Raw genomic sequence first — 20855 nt, forward strand, 5'->3', positions numbered from 1 at the left:
AAACTACTCCTAATTTTATTTAGAATAATTATATACTATTATATAAATTTTGGATATTATTTTCAAAATTATACCTTTTATTCTTTACTCTTCATGTGAAATTCACATACACTTCACCTTAATCATGCTTTAACTTGATAAAATTTTTATTATAAATTAAATCTTATTTAAGGAGAATACAAAGTTGAGTAAGAAAAGAAGCATTTTAAAAGGTATTTTAATTTTTGTACTTGGTGGTATAGTAGGTTCAGGTATTACTGGATACATCTGTTATTCTAGATACAATACTCAACTAAATCATTACAAAACTACAACAGAAAATAATCAATTAGGAAATTATTTTAAAGCAGCCTATAACTGGCTTGAAAATAGTGGGGAAGCGGAATCCCTAGAGTATCAAGCTTATAACTCTGCTACAACAAGTTTAGCTAGCATGGTTCAACAACCAAGTTCAAAACCTAAAGCTGTTATTTTAGATTTAGATGAAACTTGTCTTAGCACAGCTCCCTTTCAAGGTTATGAAATTTTAAATGATAATGACGGTTTCCAATATTCAATATGGAATAAATGGGTTGATGCTGAGAAAGATACTGCAATACCTGGGTCTGTTCAGTTTACCCAACAAGCTGAAAAAGATGGTGTTCAAGTTTTCTATGTTTCTGGTAGATCACAAAATGAATTAAATTCTACAGTTCAAGAAATGACCAAGCTTGGATTTGCTCAAGCTGACGAGCCTGGACATGTTATTATGTTGCCTCCTGGTCAAAGCGGTAAACAACCAACTTTTGATCAAATTGAACAAAACTATGACGTTGTTATGTTTATAGGTGATCAATTAACAGATATGGGTGATATTTTCCACGGTGATAGTGCTCAAGAAAAACAAGAAGTAACTCAATACGAAAGTGATTGGGGTTCTAAATTCATAGCAATTCCAGATCCACTTTACGGAAATTATATTGGTGCTTTAGATGACGATAAAAAAGTAACTGATCCAGAACAAATTAATATTTTTAATAAAGGTATTCAAACTTTTGATCCTAAAACGGGGAAAGTATACTATAATAAATCATAAAAAGGCAGTCTATGACTGCCTTTTTACTATATTTTTCTATCCTTTCTTAACTGTGTACCCCTTATCCTCTAGCATCTTGACTACTCCATCTTCTCCAAAGAAATGTAGTGCTCCAACAGCCACTACATAAGATTTATCTGAATTTATATATTCTTCTATCTTTTCAACCATACCTTTATTTCTATCTAAAATAAGTGCTTTATAAGTATCTGGATTTTCTTTTTGCATTTCAATTGCTTCATTCATAAAGTCTTCTTCACCCTTTTTATATGCTTCCATAACGTTCTTAGCATATTCAACTGACTCTTCTGATAATTCCTCAAAAGATCCTTCTTCATAGGCTTGAAGCATTTCCTTTAAAGCATCTTTTCCTTGTATTTTATTTAATAACTCCATTTGGAATTTCATATTTTCTACTTGATCAACTTCCTTTCCATCTGTTGAATATCTCTCTATCAACATATCATCAAAAGTTGCCATAACTAGATTTGCCTTTTGGTAAATTACCGCACTAATATTTTGACTTATTCCAAGTGGTGTAAATACTTTTAATTTTTCATAATCTAATCCAGCATCTTTACATAATCTTTTAAGTGTTTTTACTTCATCAACTTCAAGATCACTTTCTATATTCTTACCATTACTATAAACCATCATTGCATTTGCTAAAACTGCATCTTCTTGAGTTGGATTAACTTCTACCGATAGTACATCTGTTTTTGATATTATTTCTTCAATTTTTTCTGAAAAATAATTATAACTTGTATCTATAGGATGCATAGTCCCTATTAAATACAATGTTTTCCCATCCTTTGTAACCTCCCATTGATACCCTTGTGCAATTTCCTTAGTATCCTCTTTCTTATTTTCAGCTCCACATCCAATAAATGAACCTAAAACAAAAAATACAGACATACATATAAGTAATGCTTTCTTTTTTATACCCCTCATACCTCTTCCTCCTAAGACTAGAATAATTATCTTAATTACTTAGTAGCCTTTTAATTTTATTTTTTCTCTCATATATATATTCGTACTTTTTCAATTTTTCTTTTATTTTTTCTAAAATTTGTAACCTTTTTTATCTATTTTTTATATATTATTATATATATTTGATTTTTCTTCTTTTTTATAGTATAATTTATTTGAATATTCAGATAATTTTAATAAGAGCAGTTACCTATGCCATTGGAACTGACTAACTTATTATTTGAAAAATGGGCTGCATAAAGTCTTATGCGGCCCATATATTTTGAACATTGTTTTCATTGTTTAAATCGCATATTATAAATAAAAAAACACTTAAAGAAGTCCGAGCTTTAAGTGTTTTTTTCGTTTTATTATCTTATTTGTCCATTTCCAAAAATAATATATTTAACTGTTGTAAGTTCTTTTAATCCCATTGGACCTCTTGCATGAAGCTTTTGAGTACTTATACCAATTTCAGCTCCAAATCCAAATTCTTCTCCATCAGTAAATCTAGTTGATGCATTAACATATACAGCTGCTGCATCTATTCTTTGAAGGAACTTTTGTGAGTTTTCATAGCTTTCAGTAACTATTGCTTCTGAATGCCCTGTATTATACTTATTAATATGTTTAATAGCTTCATCTATATTATCAACAATTTTCACACTCATTATATAATCTAAATATTCAGTATAAAAATCTTCTTCTGTTGCTACTTCCATATCTTTAATAATCTCTCTAGCCTTTTCATCGCCTTTTAAAATAACATTTTTCTCTCTTAATGCTTTTGTTAAAATAGGTAATATTTCATTTACCACATCAGCATGAATAACTAAGCTTTCTGCTGCATTACAAACTGCTGGTCTTGATGTCTTAGCATTTACAACTATATTTTTAGCCATTTCAAAATCACATTTTGAATCAACATATATATGACAGTTTCCTGTTCCTGTTTCAATTACTGGAACAGTTGCATTTTTAACTACAGCCTTTATAAGTCCTGCTCCACCTCTTGGAATTAAGACATTTATATACTCATTAAGCTTCATCATTTCTGTTGCTACTTCTCTTGATGTATCTTCTACTAATTGAATAGCATCTATAGGAAGCCCCGCTTCTAAAACTGCTACTCTTAACACTTTTACTATAGCTAAATTAGAGTTGATTGCTTCACTTCCACCTCTTAATATAACTGCATTTCCTGTCTTTAAACAAAGTCCTGCTGCATCACAAGTTACATTTGGTCTAGCTTCATATATTATTCCTATAACTCCCATAGGTACTCTTTTTTGACCTATTTGAAGACCATTTGGCCTATTCCACATACTTATAACTTCACCAACTGGATCTTGAAGTCCTATTACCTGTTTTAATCCACTTGCCATTCCTTCAATCCTTGCTTTATCTAAAGCAAGTCTATCAAGCATTGATTCCGAAGTTCCTTTTTCTCTAGCCTTACCTAAATCCTTCTCATTTTCATTGATAATAAACTCTGAATTGTCTATAAGTGCATCAGCCATTTTAAGTAATGCATTATTTTTTTCTGTAGTACTCAAATTTCCTAAAATATAACTTGCTTCCTTTGCTTTAGCTCCCATTTTTTCTAGTTTTATCATTATATTACCTCCTTATTTTCCCTTTAAAAATACTGTTCCAATATTCTTTCCTTCTAAAATATCTATAACTACATTTGGATCTTCCCCATTTGCTAAAACCATATTTACACCAGCTTTATTTGCCGTTTTTGCTGCCATAACCTTTGTAATCATTCCTCCAGTTCCAAATTCTGTTCCTGCTCCACCAGCTGCTTCTTCAATCTCTTCTGTTATCTTTTCAATAACATCTAAAAGTTTTGCATCTTCATTGCTTCTTGGGTCTTTATCATAGAATCCATCTATATCTGAAAGAATTATAAGTAAATCTGCATTAACCAAAGTTGATACTATAGCAGATAAATTATCATTGTCCCCAAATCTAACTATATTTTCAATTTCATCTATGGAAACTGTATCATTTTCATTAACTACTGGTAATATTTTCATATCCAATAAAGTTTCAAATGTATTGCATACATTTTCTCTAATATGATCATCTTCAACTACATCTCTAGTTAAAAGAACCTGCCCTACTACATGACTAAATTCTGCAAAAAACTTACTATATATATGCATAAGTTCACATTGTCCTACTGCTGCAACTGCTTGTTTTTCTCTTATAGTTTGAGGTCTTTCTTTTAATTTTAATTTACTAACTCCTACCCCTATTGCTCCTGAACTTACTAATATAACTTCTTTTCCTTCATTCATTAAATCCGAAATAACCATAGCAAGTTTTTCTATTCTTCTTAAATGTATATTTCCTGTTCCATGTGTTAAAGTTGATGTTCCTACTTTGATAACTATTCTTTTTGCCTTTTGTATCTCTTGTCTATAAGTCATTATTATTTTTCTCCTATACTTTAATTTATAACTTCTATTATAATATATTATCCACCTTTTCTAATACAGGTTTAATAAAAAAATAAAAAGCAGATGAAAAAATTTTTCATCTGCTTTTTATTTGGGTAAAAATCCTAAAAGGTGTGTTAGGTACTCTTATCTAGGACTTTCTTTATAATTTTTAATTGTGCATTCGATACAATTTATTGATTCGTTAACAGCAGTTAATGAATCTTGTATCATTTTTTTATTCTCTGGTTTTTCCACAGTGTTTAGAGCTTGCTCTAAGCTACACTTAGCATCTTGTAATTCGTCTAATGAACAATGTACATTTTGAATCGCATTTCTTTGCATTTCTAATCACTCCTTTTACTTTTGTTTACATCCTTAGTATGTGTTTTTAACTTAAAATAATACATGCCTTTTTCAGGTTACGCATATATATTAAAAACAATTATTCTAAATTTTAGTATTTTTACATTTTCTTTTTGGTATTTTTCTATTCCCTTTCACATAGTTTTATATTATTATGTATATAAGTTTTATATTTATTAAATTTTTATACATAATATACATTTCTGGAGGTTAATCATGAATAAAAACACAAAAAAAGATTTATTCAAATTTTTAATTCCTTCTATTATTGGTATTCTTTTATTTATGACTCCAATAAAAATAGAAGGAAATATTACTATCCCAATTGCTTTTTTAGCAAATAAAACAGTGGATATTTTTGGGCTATACCTTTTACATTTTGCAACAATTATAATTTCAATTTCAGCATTAGGAAGTATTCTAGCTAAAACTATTAAACCTAAATTCATAATGGACAAACCTTATTTTAAACATCTTTTCGATGTTACTCCAATCTGGTTATGTTTAAGAATTTTAGGTATGATATTTATCCTTTCTGCTAATTTTAAAATAGGTCCTGAAATGCTCTGGTCTTCAGATACAGGTGGATTTATTTTACATGATTTATTACCTATTTTACTTTCAGTTTTTTTACTTGCAGGATTTTTATTACCATTATTATTAGATTTTGGACTTCTAGAATTTATAGGCGCTTTACTTACAAAATTTATGCGTCCAGTATTTAAATTGCCTGGTCGTTCATCAATAGATTGTATTACATCTTGGCTTGGAGATGGTAGTGTTGGAATATTACTTACTTCAAAGCAATATGAGTTAGGTTATTATACAAAGAAAGAAGCTGCTATAATAAGTACTAATTTTTCTGCCGTTTCTATTACTTTTTGCTTAGTTGTACTTGCTCAAGTCGGTCTTGATCATATGTTTGTACCATTTTATCTAACTATATCTTTAGCTGGAATTGTTGCAGCTATAATAATTCCACGAATTCCACCATTATCAAAAAAGCCAAATACATTTATAGATAATACTGAAAAGAAAAATCTAGAAACTGTTCCTGAAGGATATACTTCTTTTTCATACGGACTTGAAAAAGCAGTTGAAAAGGCTTCACTTGTAGCTCATCCAAAAGAATTTGTAATTGCAGGAACAAAAAATGTTTTTGATATGTGGATTGGAGTTTTAGCTATAGTTATGGCAATGGGAACTATTGCTTTAATTATTTCAACATACACTCCTATATTTCAAATACTTGGAACACCTTTTATTCCAATTTTAAAATTATTAGGGGTTCCAGAAGCTGTACAAGCTTCTCAAACTATGGTAGTTGGATTTGCTGATATGTTCTTACCTTCAGTTTTAGCAAGTAGTATAACTTCGGAAATGACGCGATTCATCATTGCCGCAGTTTCAGTTACTCAACTTGTATATATGTCAGAAATCGGGGGACTTTTACTTGGTTCAAAAATCCCAGTAAATTTAAAAGATTTAATTATAATTTTTATAACTAGAACATTAGTAACATTACCAATTATCGTATTAATGGCAAATTTAATATTTTAGCATAACTAAAAGACTCGCGTAAGCGAGTTTTTTTATCGAAATTTTTCATTTTCTAATTTTTGTTAATTTTTAATTTTTTCATACTTCGTAAATTTCTAATACATCTTCCTTCTTTATAATTTACTTATAAAAAGGAGATTTATCATTATGAAAACTTCAAATAAAAAATTTTTAATAATAATGGCAATTATCATTCTTGCTCCTAGTGTTATAAGTGCACTTTTTGCTGCTAAAACTAACCATTTAGCCAAATGGTACTTAATTGGATTATTTTTAGCTATTTTTATAATAATTTTTTCAATAAGTACAGTAAGAAGTTTCTCAAAAGGCTTTTTTACCTTCACTGGATTCTTCTCTTCTAACAAAAAACAAGATGATAATAAAAAATAAAAGGCTTTTTCAAAATAAAAATTTTGAAAAAGCCTTTATATTATTTATTCATCATATTCTTAACTTTTTTAGGTAATAAAATTGCGAATATTATAGTTATTACTGTCACTATAAATAAAACTAAGAAAATGCTATGAACTCCTGCAAAGAATCCATCTTTCATTTGACTTTGAGTTAAATGAAAAATATTATTTAAAGGACTTAAATTATCAGGTGTTACCCCATTTATTCCTAACCCTTTAAAATGATTTGTAATTCCCATATTCATAACAGCTCCAAATATAGAAACTCCTATAGTTTGCCCTAAAGTTCTTATTAATGTTGTTGTTGAAGTTGAAACTCCAATATCTCTTGGACTTACTGCTTCTTGTACAACTATAATAGAAGTATTTAATATACCACCAAATCCAAAACCGATTATAAACATAGCAAATATTAAGATTGCTATATTTGTACTAACTCCTAAAATATCTACTATTCCCATTGAAATTATTAAAACAACCATAGCAACAATTATTACCTTTTTCTCACCATACTTTGGTAAAGTTTTAGATAATATAAATGCTGTTGAGAACCAAGCTATAGACATTGGTGCTAAGAATAATCCTGATATTAAAGGACTATATCCTAATACATTTTGAGTATATATTGGCATATATGATTGAATCGAAATAAGTATAACAGATACTATAAAACAGATTATGTTTATAATAATCGTAGTTCTTGTAAAAATTTTCTTTGGAACTATAGGTTCCTTTGCCTTTGATTCCACTATACAGAATATTATTAAACTTATTACTGCTAATATAATAAATCCAATTAGAAGTTTCATATCATGTGTTTCTAAACAAGCAAATAATAAAGCTACTATTGTTATAGTTAAAAATATCGATCCTAAATAATCTATTGTAGCTTTTCTTTTTACAACTGTTTCATGGAAATGTCTATTTATCATATAGATACCAACAAGTCCAAAAGGTATATTAACAAAGAAAATCCAGTGCCATGAAAGTTTTGCAAGTATAGCTCCTCCAACAAAAGGTCCTAAAATACTCGCTACTCCCCATACAGTACTTAAAAATCCTTGCATCTTAGCTTTTTCTGATGTTTCAAATAAATCTCCGATTATTGTATATGTAAGTGTTAAAATTGCTCCTGCTCCTAATCCTTGAAGAGCTCTAAAAGCTATAAGTTCTACCATGTTTTGAGACAATCCACTAAGGGTTGTTCCAACTAAAAATACTATTATTCCTATTGTTATGATTTTCTTTCTACCAAATAAATCAGATAATTTCCCGTATATAGGTGTGGAAACTGCTGATGTTAAAAGATATGCAGAAAAAATCCAGCTTATAAGATTGTATCCATTTAAATCTCTTGCTATTGTTGGCATTGCAGTACTTACTACAGTTCCTTCAAAAGCAGCTAAAAATGTTACAAGCATTAAAGCTATAACGACTAATCTTTTTTCTTTCCCCATTATTTTCTCCTTTGTAAAGTTTTTTGAACAAATATTAGTTTAGCATACTTTTTCTCTTAGAGTAAGGTTAACATTTTGTTAATATTACCTTTTTCTTACCAAATTGATAAAGCCAGAAAAACCTTAGTTTTCCTAGCTTTATTTTATGAATTCTTTTTATTTTTTTCCTTTTTAACTGTCCAAAATATTACACCTAAAACCGCTAATATTATTATTCCCATATTAACGTAAGTCATTATAATTCCTGTTTTATCAATATACATACTTTTTCTCCCTATAACTTTATTTTCTATTTCCCTCTGCATCAAATATCATATTTAAATATATTTCATCTATAATTACTGAAATAACTACTGTGCATATTAAAAAACCATTTATTATTACACTAGTGTCAAACTTTCCTGTCATATCAATAAAAATAAAAAAAAGTATATTAAGAACTCCTACTATAATAAGTCCGATTCCACAAACTTTTTGAGCAGTATTCCATGTATCTTCATTTTTCTTTGCAATTCCAATCTTATATCCAATGGTACTTGGTTCTTTAGTATGAAACTTAATTAACAAAATTCCTATAAAAAAAAGTATTATTCCAGAACTTAAATTCACAATACTACCTCCTCAGTTTTTTTACTGCATATTTATATCTGCATCAGTATCCTCTTTATATTTAACTTCAAAATTTTTATTTTCCTTCAATTCATCATACATCTTTAAAGTTTCACTTATTGTTGTAGCTGAAATAAGATAATTCCCTGTCTTTGCTTTTATATAAACTCCTCCAGCATTATTATTCATTGAATATACCTGAACATTCTTATCTCCATTATATAAATCAAAATTATTTCCATTTTTCTTATTACATGTATATAAAATATATCCTTTTAAATAATCTATACTCTGTATATCTCCTTTATTAATATCTACTGAAAAATTATTTCCAAATCGCCTAGTTAATTGAATACCTATATTTGTATTATCTTCCCTCACCATTAATACTGGCTTAGCCAAAATAAACTTACTAAATGAAATTAAAGGAATAATTGCCAATATTACAATCCATATCACTATTACTTTCTTTTTTTTCACTATATCCACCTACTCTTAGCCTTTAAAAGAATATTCCGCAAAATTTTGCTACATATATTTTATTTATCTATTTAATTTTTAAGTTTATTTTATTATAACTCTTGTTATCCCAAACTTATTATATAAAACTATTTTTTTACATTTATATAATTTTATTCATTTTTAGGAAATTAATTTATTTATAATATTATATTTTTTAACTTTTATTTTTTATTATTTTAGAGAATAATATAAACGATTTCTTAAAGCTAATTCGTTGTAATAATTTCTCATTTAAACTAAATAAAAACTATTAATTAACATATTTTTGAATAAATAAATTTCTTTTTCTTTAATTTAAATAAGATACTATTAATAGAGTGTTAATTGTTGATATATTAATATAAATCTACTTGCTTTATCACTGTACAGCTTATATAATAAATTTCGAAATCGTTTACCCGATTAATTTTATTCAAATTCAAACAAAGGAGTGAATCACTATGTCTACACAACGAGCACAAACTACTCGTTCATTAAATAGTAATATCATATTTGTCATTGGGGCACTTGGTGGATTATTATTCGGTTTTGATACTGGAATAATTTCTGGTGCATCACCACTTATACAAAAAGCATTACACTTAACAGTTTCAGAAATTAGTTTCGTAACTTCAGCTGTTCTTATAGGTTCTTGTATTGGAGCTTTAGGAGTTGGAGGTTTAGCAGATAAATACGGTCGTAAAAAGTTATTATTTATTGCTTCAATTCTTTTCATTGTAGGAGCTTTAATGTCAGCGTTTGCACCTAACTTTATTGTTATTGTAACAGCTAGAATTATTTTAGGTTTAGCAGTTGGTTCTGCATCAGCATTAACTCCAGCTTACTTAGCGGAGCTTGCACCAAAAGAAAGACGTGGATCTTTAGAAACTCTTTTCCAACTTATGATTACTGCTGGTATCTTACTTGCATATATTGCAAACCTTGGATTCCTTAATCATAATATTGCTGGTATTTCAGATTGGAGATGGATGCTTGCATCAGCGTTTATACCTGCATTAGCATTATTCATTGGTAGTATAATTTTACCAGAATCACCACGTTACCTTGTACGTATTGGTAAACATACAGAATCACATCAAGTTTTAACAAATTTAAGACCTGATTATTCAACTGAAGAAGTACATAGCGAACTTCAAGATATTAAAAAAGCTAACTCTGAAGTTCAAAAAGGTGGAGTAGGAGAATTATTTAGAATAGCTAAGCCAGCTCTTATAGCTGCTGTTGGAATCATGTTATTCCAACAATTAGTAGGAATTAATTCTGTTATCTACTACCTTCCACAAGTTTTCATAAAAGGATTCCATTTCTCAGCTGATTCAGCAATTTGGATTTCTGTAGGAATCGGTATAGTTAACTTCTTATCAACAATAATAGCTACTATCATTATGGATAGATTCCCTCGTAAGAAATTACTAGTATGGGGTGCTTTCGTAATGGGTATTTCATTAGCAGTATTATGCGTAATTAACTACACTGTAGATATACAATCAGCAGCTGTATTTACTATTATACTTATTGCAATATATATATTTGGATTTGCTGTTTCATGGGGACCTATTGCTTGGGTACTTATTGGTGAAATATTCCCACTAAGTGTTCGTGGTATCGGGTCATCATTTGGATCTGCTGCAAACTGGTTAGGAAACTTTATCGTAACTCAATTTTTCCTAGTTATACTTGTGCTTTTCCACAATAACGTAGGTGGACCATTCGGAATCTTTGCATTATTCTCATTCCTTGCAATTCCGTTTGTAATCCGTTTCGTACCAGAAACTCACGGAAAATCACTTGAGCAAATTCAAGATGAATTATTAGAAAAAACTAAAAAGAAATAATATAAAAAACACCATTAAGTAACGGACACTTAATGGTGTTTTTATTTAATAAAACTTTTAGCTCTAATATTTATTTTTATATTCTATCAATCAACTATTAAATTTATTTTATTTTTAATCTTCTATATCTACTAAAAGCAGCCATGATTTCTTGTTTTCTTGGAAGTGCTAGAGTTCCAACTCCACCTTTTGAACCACTTAGAGATATTAAACCTTCTTTTCTTATATCTTCTAAAACTTTATCTATTGCTTCATTCAATGTAATTTTATTATTTGCTATTTTCTCATCTACAAGTTTTAAAATATTTGCTATAGTAGAAACTTGTTCTTTATCTACTAATTGCTCTACAAATCTTAAGCTTACTTCATCTCTATTTATTACAAAACCATCTGTACCTAGAGTTTTTATTTTAACTCCTTTAGGTCCTTTTTCTACTGATCCTTTTCCTAACACTCTATTTAAGTTTATATTTATTTTTACATCTCTTTCTTGAATTCTTTTTAATATTAATCCTGTTGCTAACTGTTTGGCTTTAACTGTAACATCTTTAGCTTCATAGCTATCCATTTGAATCACTGTATCCGCTATATCAAAGTAATCTCCTGAACTTCCTACAACTATTATAGTCGATGTATCACACTGATTATAAAGTCCTTTAACTAGCTCTATAAATGGTGTTATAGGTTCTTTTTCTTTTGATACAAGACTTTGCATCACATCATCTCTTATCATAAAGTTTGTAGCTGATGTGTCTTCATCTATAAGTATTGTTTTAGATCCTGATTCTAAGGCTTCCACTATATTAGCGGCTTGCGATGTACTTCCACTTGCATTTTCTGAAGTAAATTTTTCTGTACTTTTACCATTTGGAAGATTATTTATAAATAAAGAAATATCATCATTTAATATACATCTTCCATCTTCAGCTCTAACCTTCATAGCTGTTCTATCTGATATAACATACTCTCTTCCATCACCTTCAATATGGTTATATACTCCAAGTTCTAGCGCATTTAAAAGTGTTGATTTACCATGATATCCCCCACCAACTATAAGTGTTATACCTTTTTTAATTCCCATTCCTTTTATCTCTTCTCCAAAAGGAATCTTCATAGTTACTTCCATTGATTTTGGCGAAATAAATTTCTTTCCATCTTTAAGTGGTCTAGTTGATATACCACTTTCTCTTGGAAGTATTGATTCATTTGCTACAAAAGCTATAAGTCCATTTCTTATAAGCTCTTCCCTTATAAACTCTTGATTCTCTACAAGTTCTATTCTCTTTTTTAATTTTTCTTTATTTATATTTCCATATAAAAGACTATCTTCTACTACATTAGGTAAAAAATCAAAAAGAATTTTTTCAAGTTCTCTCCCTAGAACTGTTCTACCTCTAGCAGGAAATCCCACTTCAAATCTTGCCTCTATTTTTTCATTAGTTATAACTATTGCCGTTCTATCTAATATTTCTTGAGGACATCTGCTTATATTAACTATTCCACTTTTACCTGACCCCATAACTCTTCCACAAAATTTATTTATATTTAAGCTAAAAAGTCTAGTTAAGAAATCTCCCATGGCAACTCTTTTATGCTCTTTATCAAATAACTCTTTAGAAAATGTATTTTTCACACCTACTCTTATTCTTGATGGCGCTGCAAAAGGATCTCCTTGAACATGATCTATATATAAAGTATATTTATCAAACTCCCATACCCCCTCAAGCTCTTTATAGGCTTTATATCCTCTACCATCAATCTTATTGATACTCTTCTTAAGTTCTTCTTTATTTCTCATTATTTATTTTTCCTCCCCACTATTAAAAAATTCATCTATAAGTTTTTCTCCAAGTTTTCTATACATATTACTCATATTTATGGCTGAACAAAGCATTAAAAATTTTTCATCTTTTTCATTTCCTATACTTTGAATTTCTTCAACTCTTTTTTGACTTTCAACTTTAAAATTTCCTAAATCAATTTCTGAAACCTTTATAAATTTATTATAAGTTTCTCTTATCTCAGCTTCATTTGGGTCTGATACCATGTTATCTAATGCTAATTTTATATCATTAATAGATAATGTTCCTTTTAAGTTATAAATTAAATTCATTAAAATAATGTGCTCCTTAGAATACTTTTTATTCTTTATAGGCATTAAAAGTTTTCCTTTAGCATAATTATTTATCATTGTCTTAGTTAAAACTTTTTCTTCTTCATTTCTTCTCATGTCTGCATATTTACTTTCAAACATTTGAATTACTTGATCCATATATAAATCTATTTCTGGAATTTCTTCTAATTCTATGTTTCTATCTAAATTTAAATTATCTATCATTTCTATCATTTTTTCTTTATTCATTTAATTCTCCTTATCTAGTTTTTAAAACTATGTAACATTATGTGTATATTTATAATAATAATAGTATTATAGAGATATTTCAATATATTAACAGAAAAATACAGTTTATTTCTTAAATTTGAGGGAATATTAACTTTGACCAACATTACTACTTATACATATAATAAGATTATAAGATGTAGTTTACAAAACTACATGTCGTGATAGGAGGGCTATTATGGAGAAGTATTTAAGAGAGCCTGTAAATGGCTTAACACATTTTACAGGTGCAATTTTATCATTTATTGGGTTAATCGCCTTATTAATTAAGGCATTTTTAGAGCATGGTTCTGGAGTTGAATTCTTTTCAGTCTTTTTCTTTGGAATAAGCATGATTCTTTTATACAGTGCGTCTGCAACATATCATTCAGTTATTTCAACTGAAAATGTTATTTATAAATTAAAAAAATTTGATCACTCTATGATTTTTGTATTAATTACAGGATCATATGCTCCATTTTGCCTAATAGCACTTAGAAATAAAGTTGGCTATACACTTTTTGCAGTAGTTTTTACTGCTGGATTACTAGGTATAATTTTTAAATTATTCTGGGTTACTTGCCCTAAATGGGTTTCAAGTATCATGTATATAGCCATAGGATGGTTTGCTGTTTTTGCAATTTATCCACTTTCACGAGTTCTGCATCCAGGTGCTTTATTTTTATTAATATTAGGCGGAGTTTTATATACAATAGGCGGCGTAATTTACGCTTTGAAAAAAGATAAATTGAAAATAGGGATTTTTGGCAATCATGAAATCTTCCACGTTTTCATAATGCTTGGAAGCCTTGCTCATTTTTTAGCCGTCTTTGTATATATTTTATAATCGCTAACTCACAAATTCTATTATAAAAAGCTCCTAGAAATTTTTTTAGATTTCTAGGAGCTTCTTTTTTATTTTGTTATATCTTCAAAATTAACTCTAATAGCTTTTTCTAGTTCCTTTGGATTCATTTCTATTTGAAGTCCAATCTTTCCTCCACTAAAAACTATTTTCTCTAATTCTATAGCCTCTTTTTGAAAAAATGTTTTATATTCTTTTTTCATTCCTATAGGTGAGCATCCACCTCTAATATATCCTGTAAGTTTATTTATATCTTTTACATGTATCATCTCTATCTTTTTTTCACCAGCTACTTTTGCAGCCTTTTTTAAATCCAATTCATCTAAAACAGGTATTACAAAAACATAAAGCGATTTTGATGCTCCTATAGTGACTAAAGTTTTATAAACAGTTATAGGGTCTTGCCCTGTCTTTTCAGCAACCGCTGCTCCATCTATGTGTCCATCACTTGCATCATATTCTAAAGCTTTATATTCAATTTTATTTTTATCTAATATTCTCATAGCATTAGTCTTTTGCATAAAAATCATCTCCCATATGTATTATATTATTTTCTAAATACATTTAAAATATTTTTACTTTAATATTTTAAATATAATAAAATGACTAAAAGATTTTAATCTTCTAGTCATTCATATTTTATATATTTCTTTTTTTAAACCCTATAACTTGTATAGTTATTCCTATTACTAAAACAGCTGTAACTAAAATACCGCCTTCCGGACCAAAGTTCCCACCATTTATAAGGTTATTTTCTATATATGTTGTGTTTATAATTGATGAATTATAAACTATTCCACCACTTACAAGTGTTCCAAATATATTTTGTTGTGCAAAATTCCATGCACTATGAAGTGCACATATTCCCCAAAGACTTTCACTTTTCATAGCATAAAAAGCTGCAAAAAATCCAAACAAGGCTAAATTGATTAATGATAGAACTGTTACTCCACTATTAGCTAAATGTAAAGCACTAAAGAAAAGCGAACTAACAATAATCCCAAATTTAGGACCAACTTTAACTCCAAGAACAGGTAACATATATCCTCTAAGCATAATTTCTTCTGATGCTCCTTGTATAATCCATGCTACTGTCATTAATATAAATGGAATTAAAAAGCTTCCTCTCATTATAGAATCTAATTTCACTTCAAAAGTTGCATTGCCAAATAGAGCTATTCCAACCCATACGATTCCTATCATTGCAATCCCAAGTCCAAATCCTTCTAAGTAATCTATAAAAGATTTTTTATTAAAAGAAAATCCCATAGTCCCTATTTTTCTTTTTTCTTTAAACTTAACTATTAAAAAACAAATTATTATGGACATTCCTGTACTTAAGATAAGTATAATTTGATGCAAATATGTTTCTATAATTTTTATGTCTTTAATAAAGCTAAATATAAGGCTTGCAATAATATTGATTGGAATTGCTCCTAAAATCATTATTATTATTGGTGATAGTATAGTAAACACTACACTTGATAGTTTAAGACCTTTTATGTCTTGAAAAATTTTAGAATTTAAATTAAATATTTTTTCCATTAAGTCTCCTTAAAAAATTTGTTTCACTTAAGTTATATTCAATAAAATAAAAAAAAGACCAAGTATCTCTACTTAATCTTTTTAATAAAAATACCACATAGCTACCTATGTGGGACTCTCTATATCGTCAAATTTTTCTATACAAAAACCTTTGGTTAATGTAGTGAACATGACTCTTTATTCCAACCTTAATATACATTAATTTTACCATTTTTCAAAATAGCTTGTCAACATAATTAAACCTTTATTACCATTTATATCTGTACTTTCTAGACATAATAAATATATTCATTTTTAGAGCTTATATGTTATAATAATCAAATAATATAAATTTATGAAATGAGGTAGAAATAATTGATAACTGTATCAAACGTAAGCTTAAGATTTGGTGGACGTAAGTTATTTGAAGATGTTAACTTAAAGTTCACTCCAGGAAACTGTTACGGAGTAATCGGAGCAAATGGAGCTGGAAAAAGTACATTCCTAAAAATACTTGCAGGAGAGATCGAACCAAACACTGGTGACGTATCATTAGCTCCTAACGTAAGAATGTCCGTGTTATCACAGGATCACTATATATTTGATGAATATCAAGTTCTTGAGACTGTTATAATGGGTAATGAAAGATTATACCAAATAATGAAAGAAAAAGATGAAATATATGCTAGAGATCCTTTCACAGATGAAGATGGAATTAAAGCATCTGAACTTGAAGGTGAATTTGCTGATCTTAATGGATGGGAAGCTGAATCTGAAGCATCATCTTTATTACAAGGTTTAGGAGTTGGAACTGATTACCACTACAAACTTATGTCAGAATTAACAGGAGCTGAAAAAGTTAAAGTTCTTTTAGCACAAGCTTTATTTGGTAACCCTGGAGTTCTAATCCTAGATGAGCCTACAAACCATTTAGATATAAAATCAATCAACTGGCTTGAAGAGTTCTTAATAAACTTTGAAGGAACAGTTATCGTTGTATCCCACGATAGATATTTCTTAAATAAAGTTTGTACTCAAATGGCAGACGTTGATTTCGGTAAAATTAAAATATATGTTGGAAACTATGATTTCTGGTATGAATCAAGTCAATTAGCTCTTAACATGGCTAAAGACCAAAATAAGAAAAAAGAAGAAAAAGTGAAAGAATTACAAGACTTTATCGCTAGATTTAGTGCTAATGCTTCAAAATCTAAACAAGCAACTTCGCGTAAAAAGCTTTTAGATAAAATAACATTAGATGATATTCAACCTTCAACTAGAAGATATCCTTTCGTTGGCTTCAAACCTGAAAGAGAAGTTGGAAATGATATTTTAGAAGTAAGTGGATTAACTAAAACTATTGATGGTGTTAAAGTTTTAGATAATGTTAGCTTCAGAATTAATAAGGAAGATAAAATAGCTATAATCGGAAGTAATGAAATAGCTATCACAACTCTTTTCAAATTATTAAATAATGAATTAGAACCTGATGCTGGTTCTTTCAAATGGGGAGTAACTATTTCAACTTCTTACTTCCCTAAAGATAACTCAGATTTCTTCAATGATTGTAACCTTTCACTTGTTGATTGGCTTAGACAATACTCTGAAGAAAAAGCTGAAAGTTATATAAGAGGATTCTTAGGAAGAATGTTATTCTCAGGAGAAGAAGCTTTAAAAGAAGCTTCAGTATTATCAGGGGGAGAAAAGGTTAGATGTATGCTTTCAAGAATGATGCTTTCTAATGCTAATGTTCTTATGCTAGATCAACCTACAAACCATTTAGACCTTGAATCAATTACAGCTGTAAATAACGGTTTAAAAGAGTATAACAGCGTTTTATTATTTGCATCTCATGACCATGAGTTCATTCAAACTATCGCAAACAGAATTATCGATATTAAAGAAGATGGTTCAATAGTTGATAGATCTATGTCTTATGACGAATATTTAGATTCAAATCTTTAAAAAAAAGAGACTGTTTTACAGTCTCTTTTTTATTTTAATCTCTTTATTCTTCAATAATATATCCTACACCCTTCACAGTTTTTATTAAATCAGTCTTTAATTTTTTTCTTAAATTTTTTATTTGAGCATCTACAACTCTATCACTTCCAAAATAATCATATCCCCAAACTTTATCTAATATTTTTTCTCTTGACATTATTATACCTTTATTTTGAATCAATATATTTAATATATCAAACTCCTTTTTTAATACCTCTAAATCCGCCTCCTCATATTTAACAGTTAAATTTTTCTTATTCATTCTATATCCTTTAATTTCTATTTCATCATCATTTAATTTATTAGCTCTTCTAAGTATTGCTTCTACTCTTACTAAAAGTTTATTCGGAGAAAATGGTTTTCTTATATAATCATCTGTTCCTTTCTCAAATGCCTTTATTTCAGTATTTTCACTATCTAATGCAGTTACTATAAGTACAGAATTATTTGTTATTTCACGAACTTCCTTTAATATCTCAATTCCATTTCCCTTTGGAACCATAATATCTAAAATATATAAATCATATTCCTGTTTACATATTGCATTTCTTGCTTCTTCTGCATCAAATGTACTCTTAACTTCATACCCTCTATTTAAAAGATAACTTCCTACTATTTCATTTAAATTTTTATCATCTTCTAATAATAATATTTTTATTCCCATTTATCTTCTCCTTGTAAATTCATTTTAAAAACAACACCCTCTTTATAATTTTCAAGTTTAAAACTAATATTTAAAGCTATCAAACATTCTTTAACTATATATAATCCTATTCCTCTTCCATCTGCAATTTCTCTATTACTTCCTCTATAAAGTGGCTTAAATACAAAATTCAAATCCTCCTTTGTCAGTTTATCGCACTCATTATAAACACTAATTATATACCCTGTAGATTTTACTAAAATCCCCGTACCTTCTTTTGCATACTTTATAGCATTCTCTATTATATTAACTATACTTCTTTTAAATAAAATCTCATCTGTAAATATAGTTATTCTAATATCCATTTTATTTATAAATACTATTCTTTTTGTTAAACTTAAAATACGAAGCTCGTCCCATATTTCTTCTATTAGTATCCTTACTATTACTTCTTTTTTTCCTGTTGGAACTGAATCCAACTTTGTTATATCTAACATTTCATTAGCTATATTTCCAAGCTTTGATGATAACTTTCTACACTCTCTTATATATTTTTCTCTATCCGTATACGGTGGAACATTGTCAAGCATTCCTTCTAAAATCCCATTTAACCCGCCTATAGGAGTCTTTATTTCATGTGATAGACTTAACATTAACTGCTTTTTATACAATCTTTCCCGTTCTAACTCTTGTATATCATTAGAAAAATTTTGTGTGAATTCATTTAAAGTTTCAGTTAACTCATCAAATTCATCTGGCATCATATCCTTTGCAATCTTTATTACTGAATTTCTCTTTATCATCTCTTTCGATAAAGAATTTATAGTTGTTACTCTTTTAGTAATAAATTTTCCTATAATTAATGCAAAGAGTATATTAAATAAAACTATAACAGTTGCTATGATTTTAAATGTCGTATTAAACATTATTTCCTTAAAAATAATATCTGGTTCTACTAATGTAATTTTTATTAAAGCATTATTTAATTTTAACTTAAAATACAAATCAACTTCTTTTTCATTATCAGATTTATGCACATCTTGCCTTAAAATCACTCCTCCCTTACTACTTTTACCATTTATTTTTTCTATTTCTTTTTCATCTACAATATTAATACCCTTTATTAATTTATTTTCTTTTTTTAGCTCTATTAATTTCTTTGATACGCTCTCATAGTCATCGTTAATCTCAGCTCTATTCAACTCTATAGATACTTTTGTAATAACATCTTGTATCCTTTCTTCCCAGTATGTATTTATAATTATCCCCTCAAGCAAGGTTCTAGATATCAACAAAAATATAATAGATAAAACTATTGCAACTACTAGTATTCTACTTCTTATACCAAACTTCATAATCCCCTCATCTAATTAATAAGAAGTTATATTAAATATACCTCTTAATATAACTTCCCTATTATTAATTTACTTCAAAATTTCCTCAAACTCTCTAGCTGTCTCTGAAATAATTTTTTTATAAAATTCTATTTGCTCTTCACCTTCACTATATTCTCTAAATATCTCTTTTTTTATCCTTCTATTATTTATTAATATTATTTTATCTGCATAACTTGCCATAAATTGATTGTGTGTCACTAAAATCACTGCAATTCCATCTTCTATATTTATTTTTTTAATCAATTTCATAACTTCTATTGCTTTTTTTACATCTAATGAGTCTGTTGGTTCATCTGCTATTATTATTTTAGGATTATTACTTAATGCTCTTGCTATTGCAATCCTTTGTTTTTGCCCTTCTGAGCATTCAACAGGATATTTATTTAACAACTCCTCTATATCCATTTTTTCACTAATTTCTTCTACTTTTTCATTAATTTTTTTTCTATTTACTCCTAATAAAATTAATGGGGCTATAATATTATCTCTATTAGTTAAAGTATCTATTAAATTATAATTTTGAAATATAAAACCTATATTTTCTCTTCTGAATTTACTAAGTTCCTCATTAGACATCTCTCTAGAATTTTTTCCTTTTACAAAAATATCCCCTTTATCTTGATGTTCTAATGTAGAAAGAATGCTTAGTAATGTACTTTTTCCTGATCCTGATGAACCCATTATGCCCAAAAGTTCTCCCTCTTTTATCTCTATGTTAATTCCACTTAAAACATTAACCTCTCCATAACTTTTAGATATATTATCTGCTTTTATAATAGTTTTCATAAA

20 protein-coding genes are annotated in these 20855 nt (G+C 28.3%); 6 read left to right on the plus strand and 14 right to left on the minus strand.

The genetic code is table 11. The features are described 5' to 3' along the window. The first annotated feature begins 184 nt into the window (after nt 1-184). On the plus strand, nt 185-1075 hold the full coding sequence (locus Q0W06_RS03855) for an HAD family acid phosphatase (protein ID WP_297631665.1): 891 nt from the start codon (nt 185-187) through the stop codon (nt 1073-1075). A 36-nt stretch (nt 1076-1111) separates the two neighbouring features. On the opposite strand, the gene Q0W06_RS03860 is transcribed toward Q0W06_RS03855, so the two are convergent. The 4 genes from Q0W06_RS03860 to Q0W06_RS03875 all read right to left on the minus strand — a co-directional run bounded on the left by Q0W06_RS03860 (nt 1112) and on the right by Q0W06_RS03875 (nt 4836). Beyond that, nucleotides 1112-2026: a TraB/GumN family protein gene (locus Q0W06_RS03860; RefSeq protein WP_297631668.1), complete on the minus strand. Its 915-nt coding sequence runs from the start codon at nt 2024-2026 to the stop codon at nt 1112-1114. A 389-nt stretch (nt 2027-2415) separates the two neighbouring features. Then, a complete protein-coding gene (locus Q0W06_RS03865) occupies nt 2416-3660 on the minus strand; it encodes a glutamate-5-semialdehyde dehydrogenase (protein WP_297631671.1) in 1245 nt (414 codons plus the stop codon). A 12-nt stretch (nt 3661-3672) separates the two neighbouring features. Further along, nucleotides 3673-4482 carry a glutamate 5-kinase gene (gene proB / locus Q0W06_RS03870; protein WP_297631673.1) on the minus strand — a complete coding sequence of 270 codons (810 nt, stop codon included), beginning with the start codon at nt 4480-4482 and terminating at the stop codon, nt 3673-3675. A 156-nt stretch (nt 4483-4638) separates the two neighbouring features. Beyond that, nucleotides 4639-4836 carry a hypothetical protein gene (locus Q0W06_RS03875; RefSeq protein ID WP_297631675.1) on the minus strand — a complete coding sequence of 66 codons (198 nt, stop codon included), beginning with the start codon at nt 4834-4836 and terminating at the stop codon, nt 4639-4641. A 237-nt stretch (nt 4837-5073) separates the two neighbouring features. On the opposite strand from Q0W06_RS03875, the gene Q0W06_RS03880 reads away from it, so the two are divergent. After that, nucleotides 5074-6417 (plus strand): YjiH family protein, encoded by a 1344-nt coding sequence (locus Q0W06_RS03880; protein WP_297631677.1) that lies wholly within the window; start codon nt 5074-5076, stop codon nt 6415-6417. Between the two features lie 147 nt (nt 6418-6564). Beyond that, nucleotides 6565-6807, plus strand: coding sequence for a hypothetical protein (locus Q0W06_RS03885; protein WP_297631680.1), 243 nt, complete (start codon nt 6565-6567; stop codon nt 6805-6807). 40 nt (nt 6808-6847) lie between these two features. Here the strand turns inward: Q0W06_RS03885 and Q0W06_RS03890 are convergent, their stop codons facing one another. The 3 genes from Q0W06_RS03890 to Q0W06_RS03900 form a co-directional block, all read right to left on the minus strand. Further along, nucleotides 6848-8287, minus strand: coding sequence for an MDR family MFS transporter (locus tag Q0W06_RS03890; protein ID WP_297631683.1), 1440 nt, complete (start codon nt 8285-8287; stop codon nt 6848-6850). Nucleotides 8288-8569: 282 nt separating this feature from the next. Continuing rightward, nucleotides 8570-8896: an SdpI family protein gene (locus tag Q0W06_RS03895; RefSeq protein ID WP_297631685.1), complete on the minus strand. Its 327-nt coding sequence runs from the start codon at nt 8894-8896 to the stop codon at nt 8570-8572. 21 nt (nt 8897-8917) lie between these two features. Then, nucleotides 8918-9376, minus strand: a complete 459-nt coding sequence (locus Q0W06_RS03900) for a hypothetical protein (RefSeq protein WP_297631688.1) — start codon at nt 9374-9376, stop codon at nt 8918-8920. Nucleotides 9377-9858: 482 nt separating this feature from the next. Between Q0W06_RS03900 and Q0W06_RS03905 the strand changes: the two genes are divergently transcribed. Beyond that, nucleotides 9859-11253, plus strand: a complete 1395-nt coding sequence (locus Q0W06_RS03905; RefSeq protein ID WP_297631690.1) for a sugar porter family MFS transporter — start codon at nt 9859-9861, stop codon at nt 11251-11253. A gap of 103 nt (nt 11254-11356) precedes the next feature. Here the strand turns inward: Q0W06_RS03905 and Q0W06_RS03910 are convergent, their stop codons facing one another. Next, on the minus strand, nt 11357-13051 hold the full coding sequence (locus tag Q0W06_RS03910; protein WP_297631693.1) for an ABC-ATPase domain-containing protein: 1695 nt from the start codon (nt 13049-13051) through the stop codon (nt 11357-11359). Between the two features lie 3 nt (nt 13052-13054). Next, nucleotides 13055-13615, minus strand: coding sequence for a DUF1836 domain-containing protein (locus Q0W06_RS03915; RefSeq protein ID WP_297631695.1), 561 nt, complete (start codon nt 13613-13615; stop codon nt 13055-13057). 217 nt (nt 13616-13832) lie between these two features. On the opposite strand from Q0W06_RS03915, the gene Q0W06_RS03920 reads away from it, so the two are divergent. Continuing rightward, nucleotides 13833-14480, plus strand: coding sequence for a hemolysin III family protein (locus tag Q0W06_RS03920; RefSeq protein ID WP_297631697.1), 648 nt, complete (start codon nt 13833-13835; stop codon nt 14478-14480). A 68-nt stretch (nt 14481-14548) separates the two neighbouring features. Here the strand turns inward: Q0W06_RS03920 and ybaK are convergent, their stop codons facing one another. Continuing rightward, on the minus strand, nt 14549-15019 hold the full coding sequence (gene ybaK, locus Q0W06_RS03925) for a Cys-tRNA(Pro) deacylase (RefSeq protein ID WP_297631698.1): 471 nt from the start codon (nt 15017-15019) through the stop codon (nt 14549-14551). Nucleotides 15020-15137: 118 nt separating this feature from the next. Beyond that, a complete protein-coding gene (locus Q0W06_RS03930; RefSeq protein WP_297631700.1) occupies nt 15138-16043 on the minus strand; it encodes a type II CAAX endopeptidase family protein in 906 nt (301 codons plus the stop codon). Nucleotides 16044-16397: 354 nt separating this feature from the next. Here Q0W06_RS03930 and Q0W06_RS03935 point away from each other — a divergent pair, with 354 nt between their 5' ends. Next, nucleotides 16398-17987 carry an ATP-binding cassette domain-containing protein gene (locus tag Q0W06_RS03935; protein WP_297631701.1) on the plus strand — a complete coding sequence of 530 codons (1590 nt, stop codon included), beginning with the start codon at nt 16398-16400 and terminating at the stop codon, nt 17985-17987. A 43-nt stretch (nt 17988-18030) separates the two neighbouring features. On the opposite strand, the gene Q0W06_RS03940 is transcribed toward Q0W06_RS03935, so the two are convergent. The 3 genes from Q0W06_RS03940 to Q0W06_RS03950 form a co-directional block, all read right to left on the minus strand. Continuing rightward, the gene (locus tag Q0W06_RS03940; RefSeq protein WP_297631703.1) at nt 18031-18690 is read right to left on the minus strand and encodes a response regulator transcription factor; all 660 of its coding nucleotides are present in this window, start codon (nt 18688-18690) and stop codon (nt 18031-18033) included. Further along, nucleotides 18681-20024, minus strand: a complete 1344-nt coding sequence (locus tag Q0W06_RS03945) for a HAMP domain-containing sensor histidine kinase (protein ID WP_297631705.1) — start codon at nt 20022-20024, stop codon at nt 18681-18683. The genes Q0W06_RS03940 and Q0W06_RS03945 overlap by 10 nt, the downstream gene beginning before the upstream one ends. Nucleotides 20025-20093: 69 nt before the next feature. Beyond that, nucleotides 20094-20852, minus strand: a complete 759-nt coding sequence (locus Q0W06_RS03950; protein WP_297631706.1) for an ABC transporter ATP-binding protein — start codon at nt 20850-20852, stop codon at nt 20094-20096. Between the last annotated feature and the right edge of the window lie 3 nt (nt 20853-20855).

Source organism: uncultured Clostridium sp., from assembly GCF_947072515.1.
Classification (GTDB): Bacteria; Bacillota; Clostridia; order Clostridiales; family Clostridiaceae; genus Clostridium.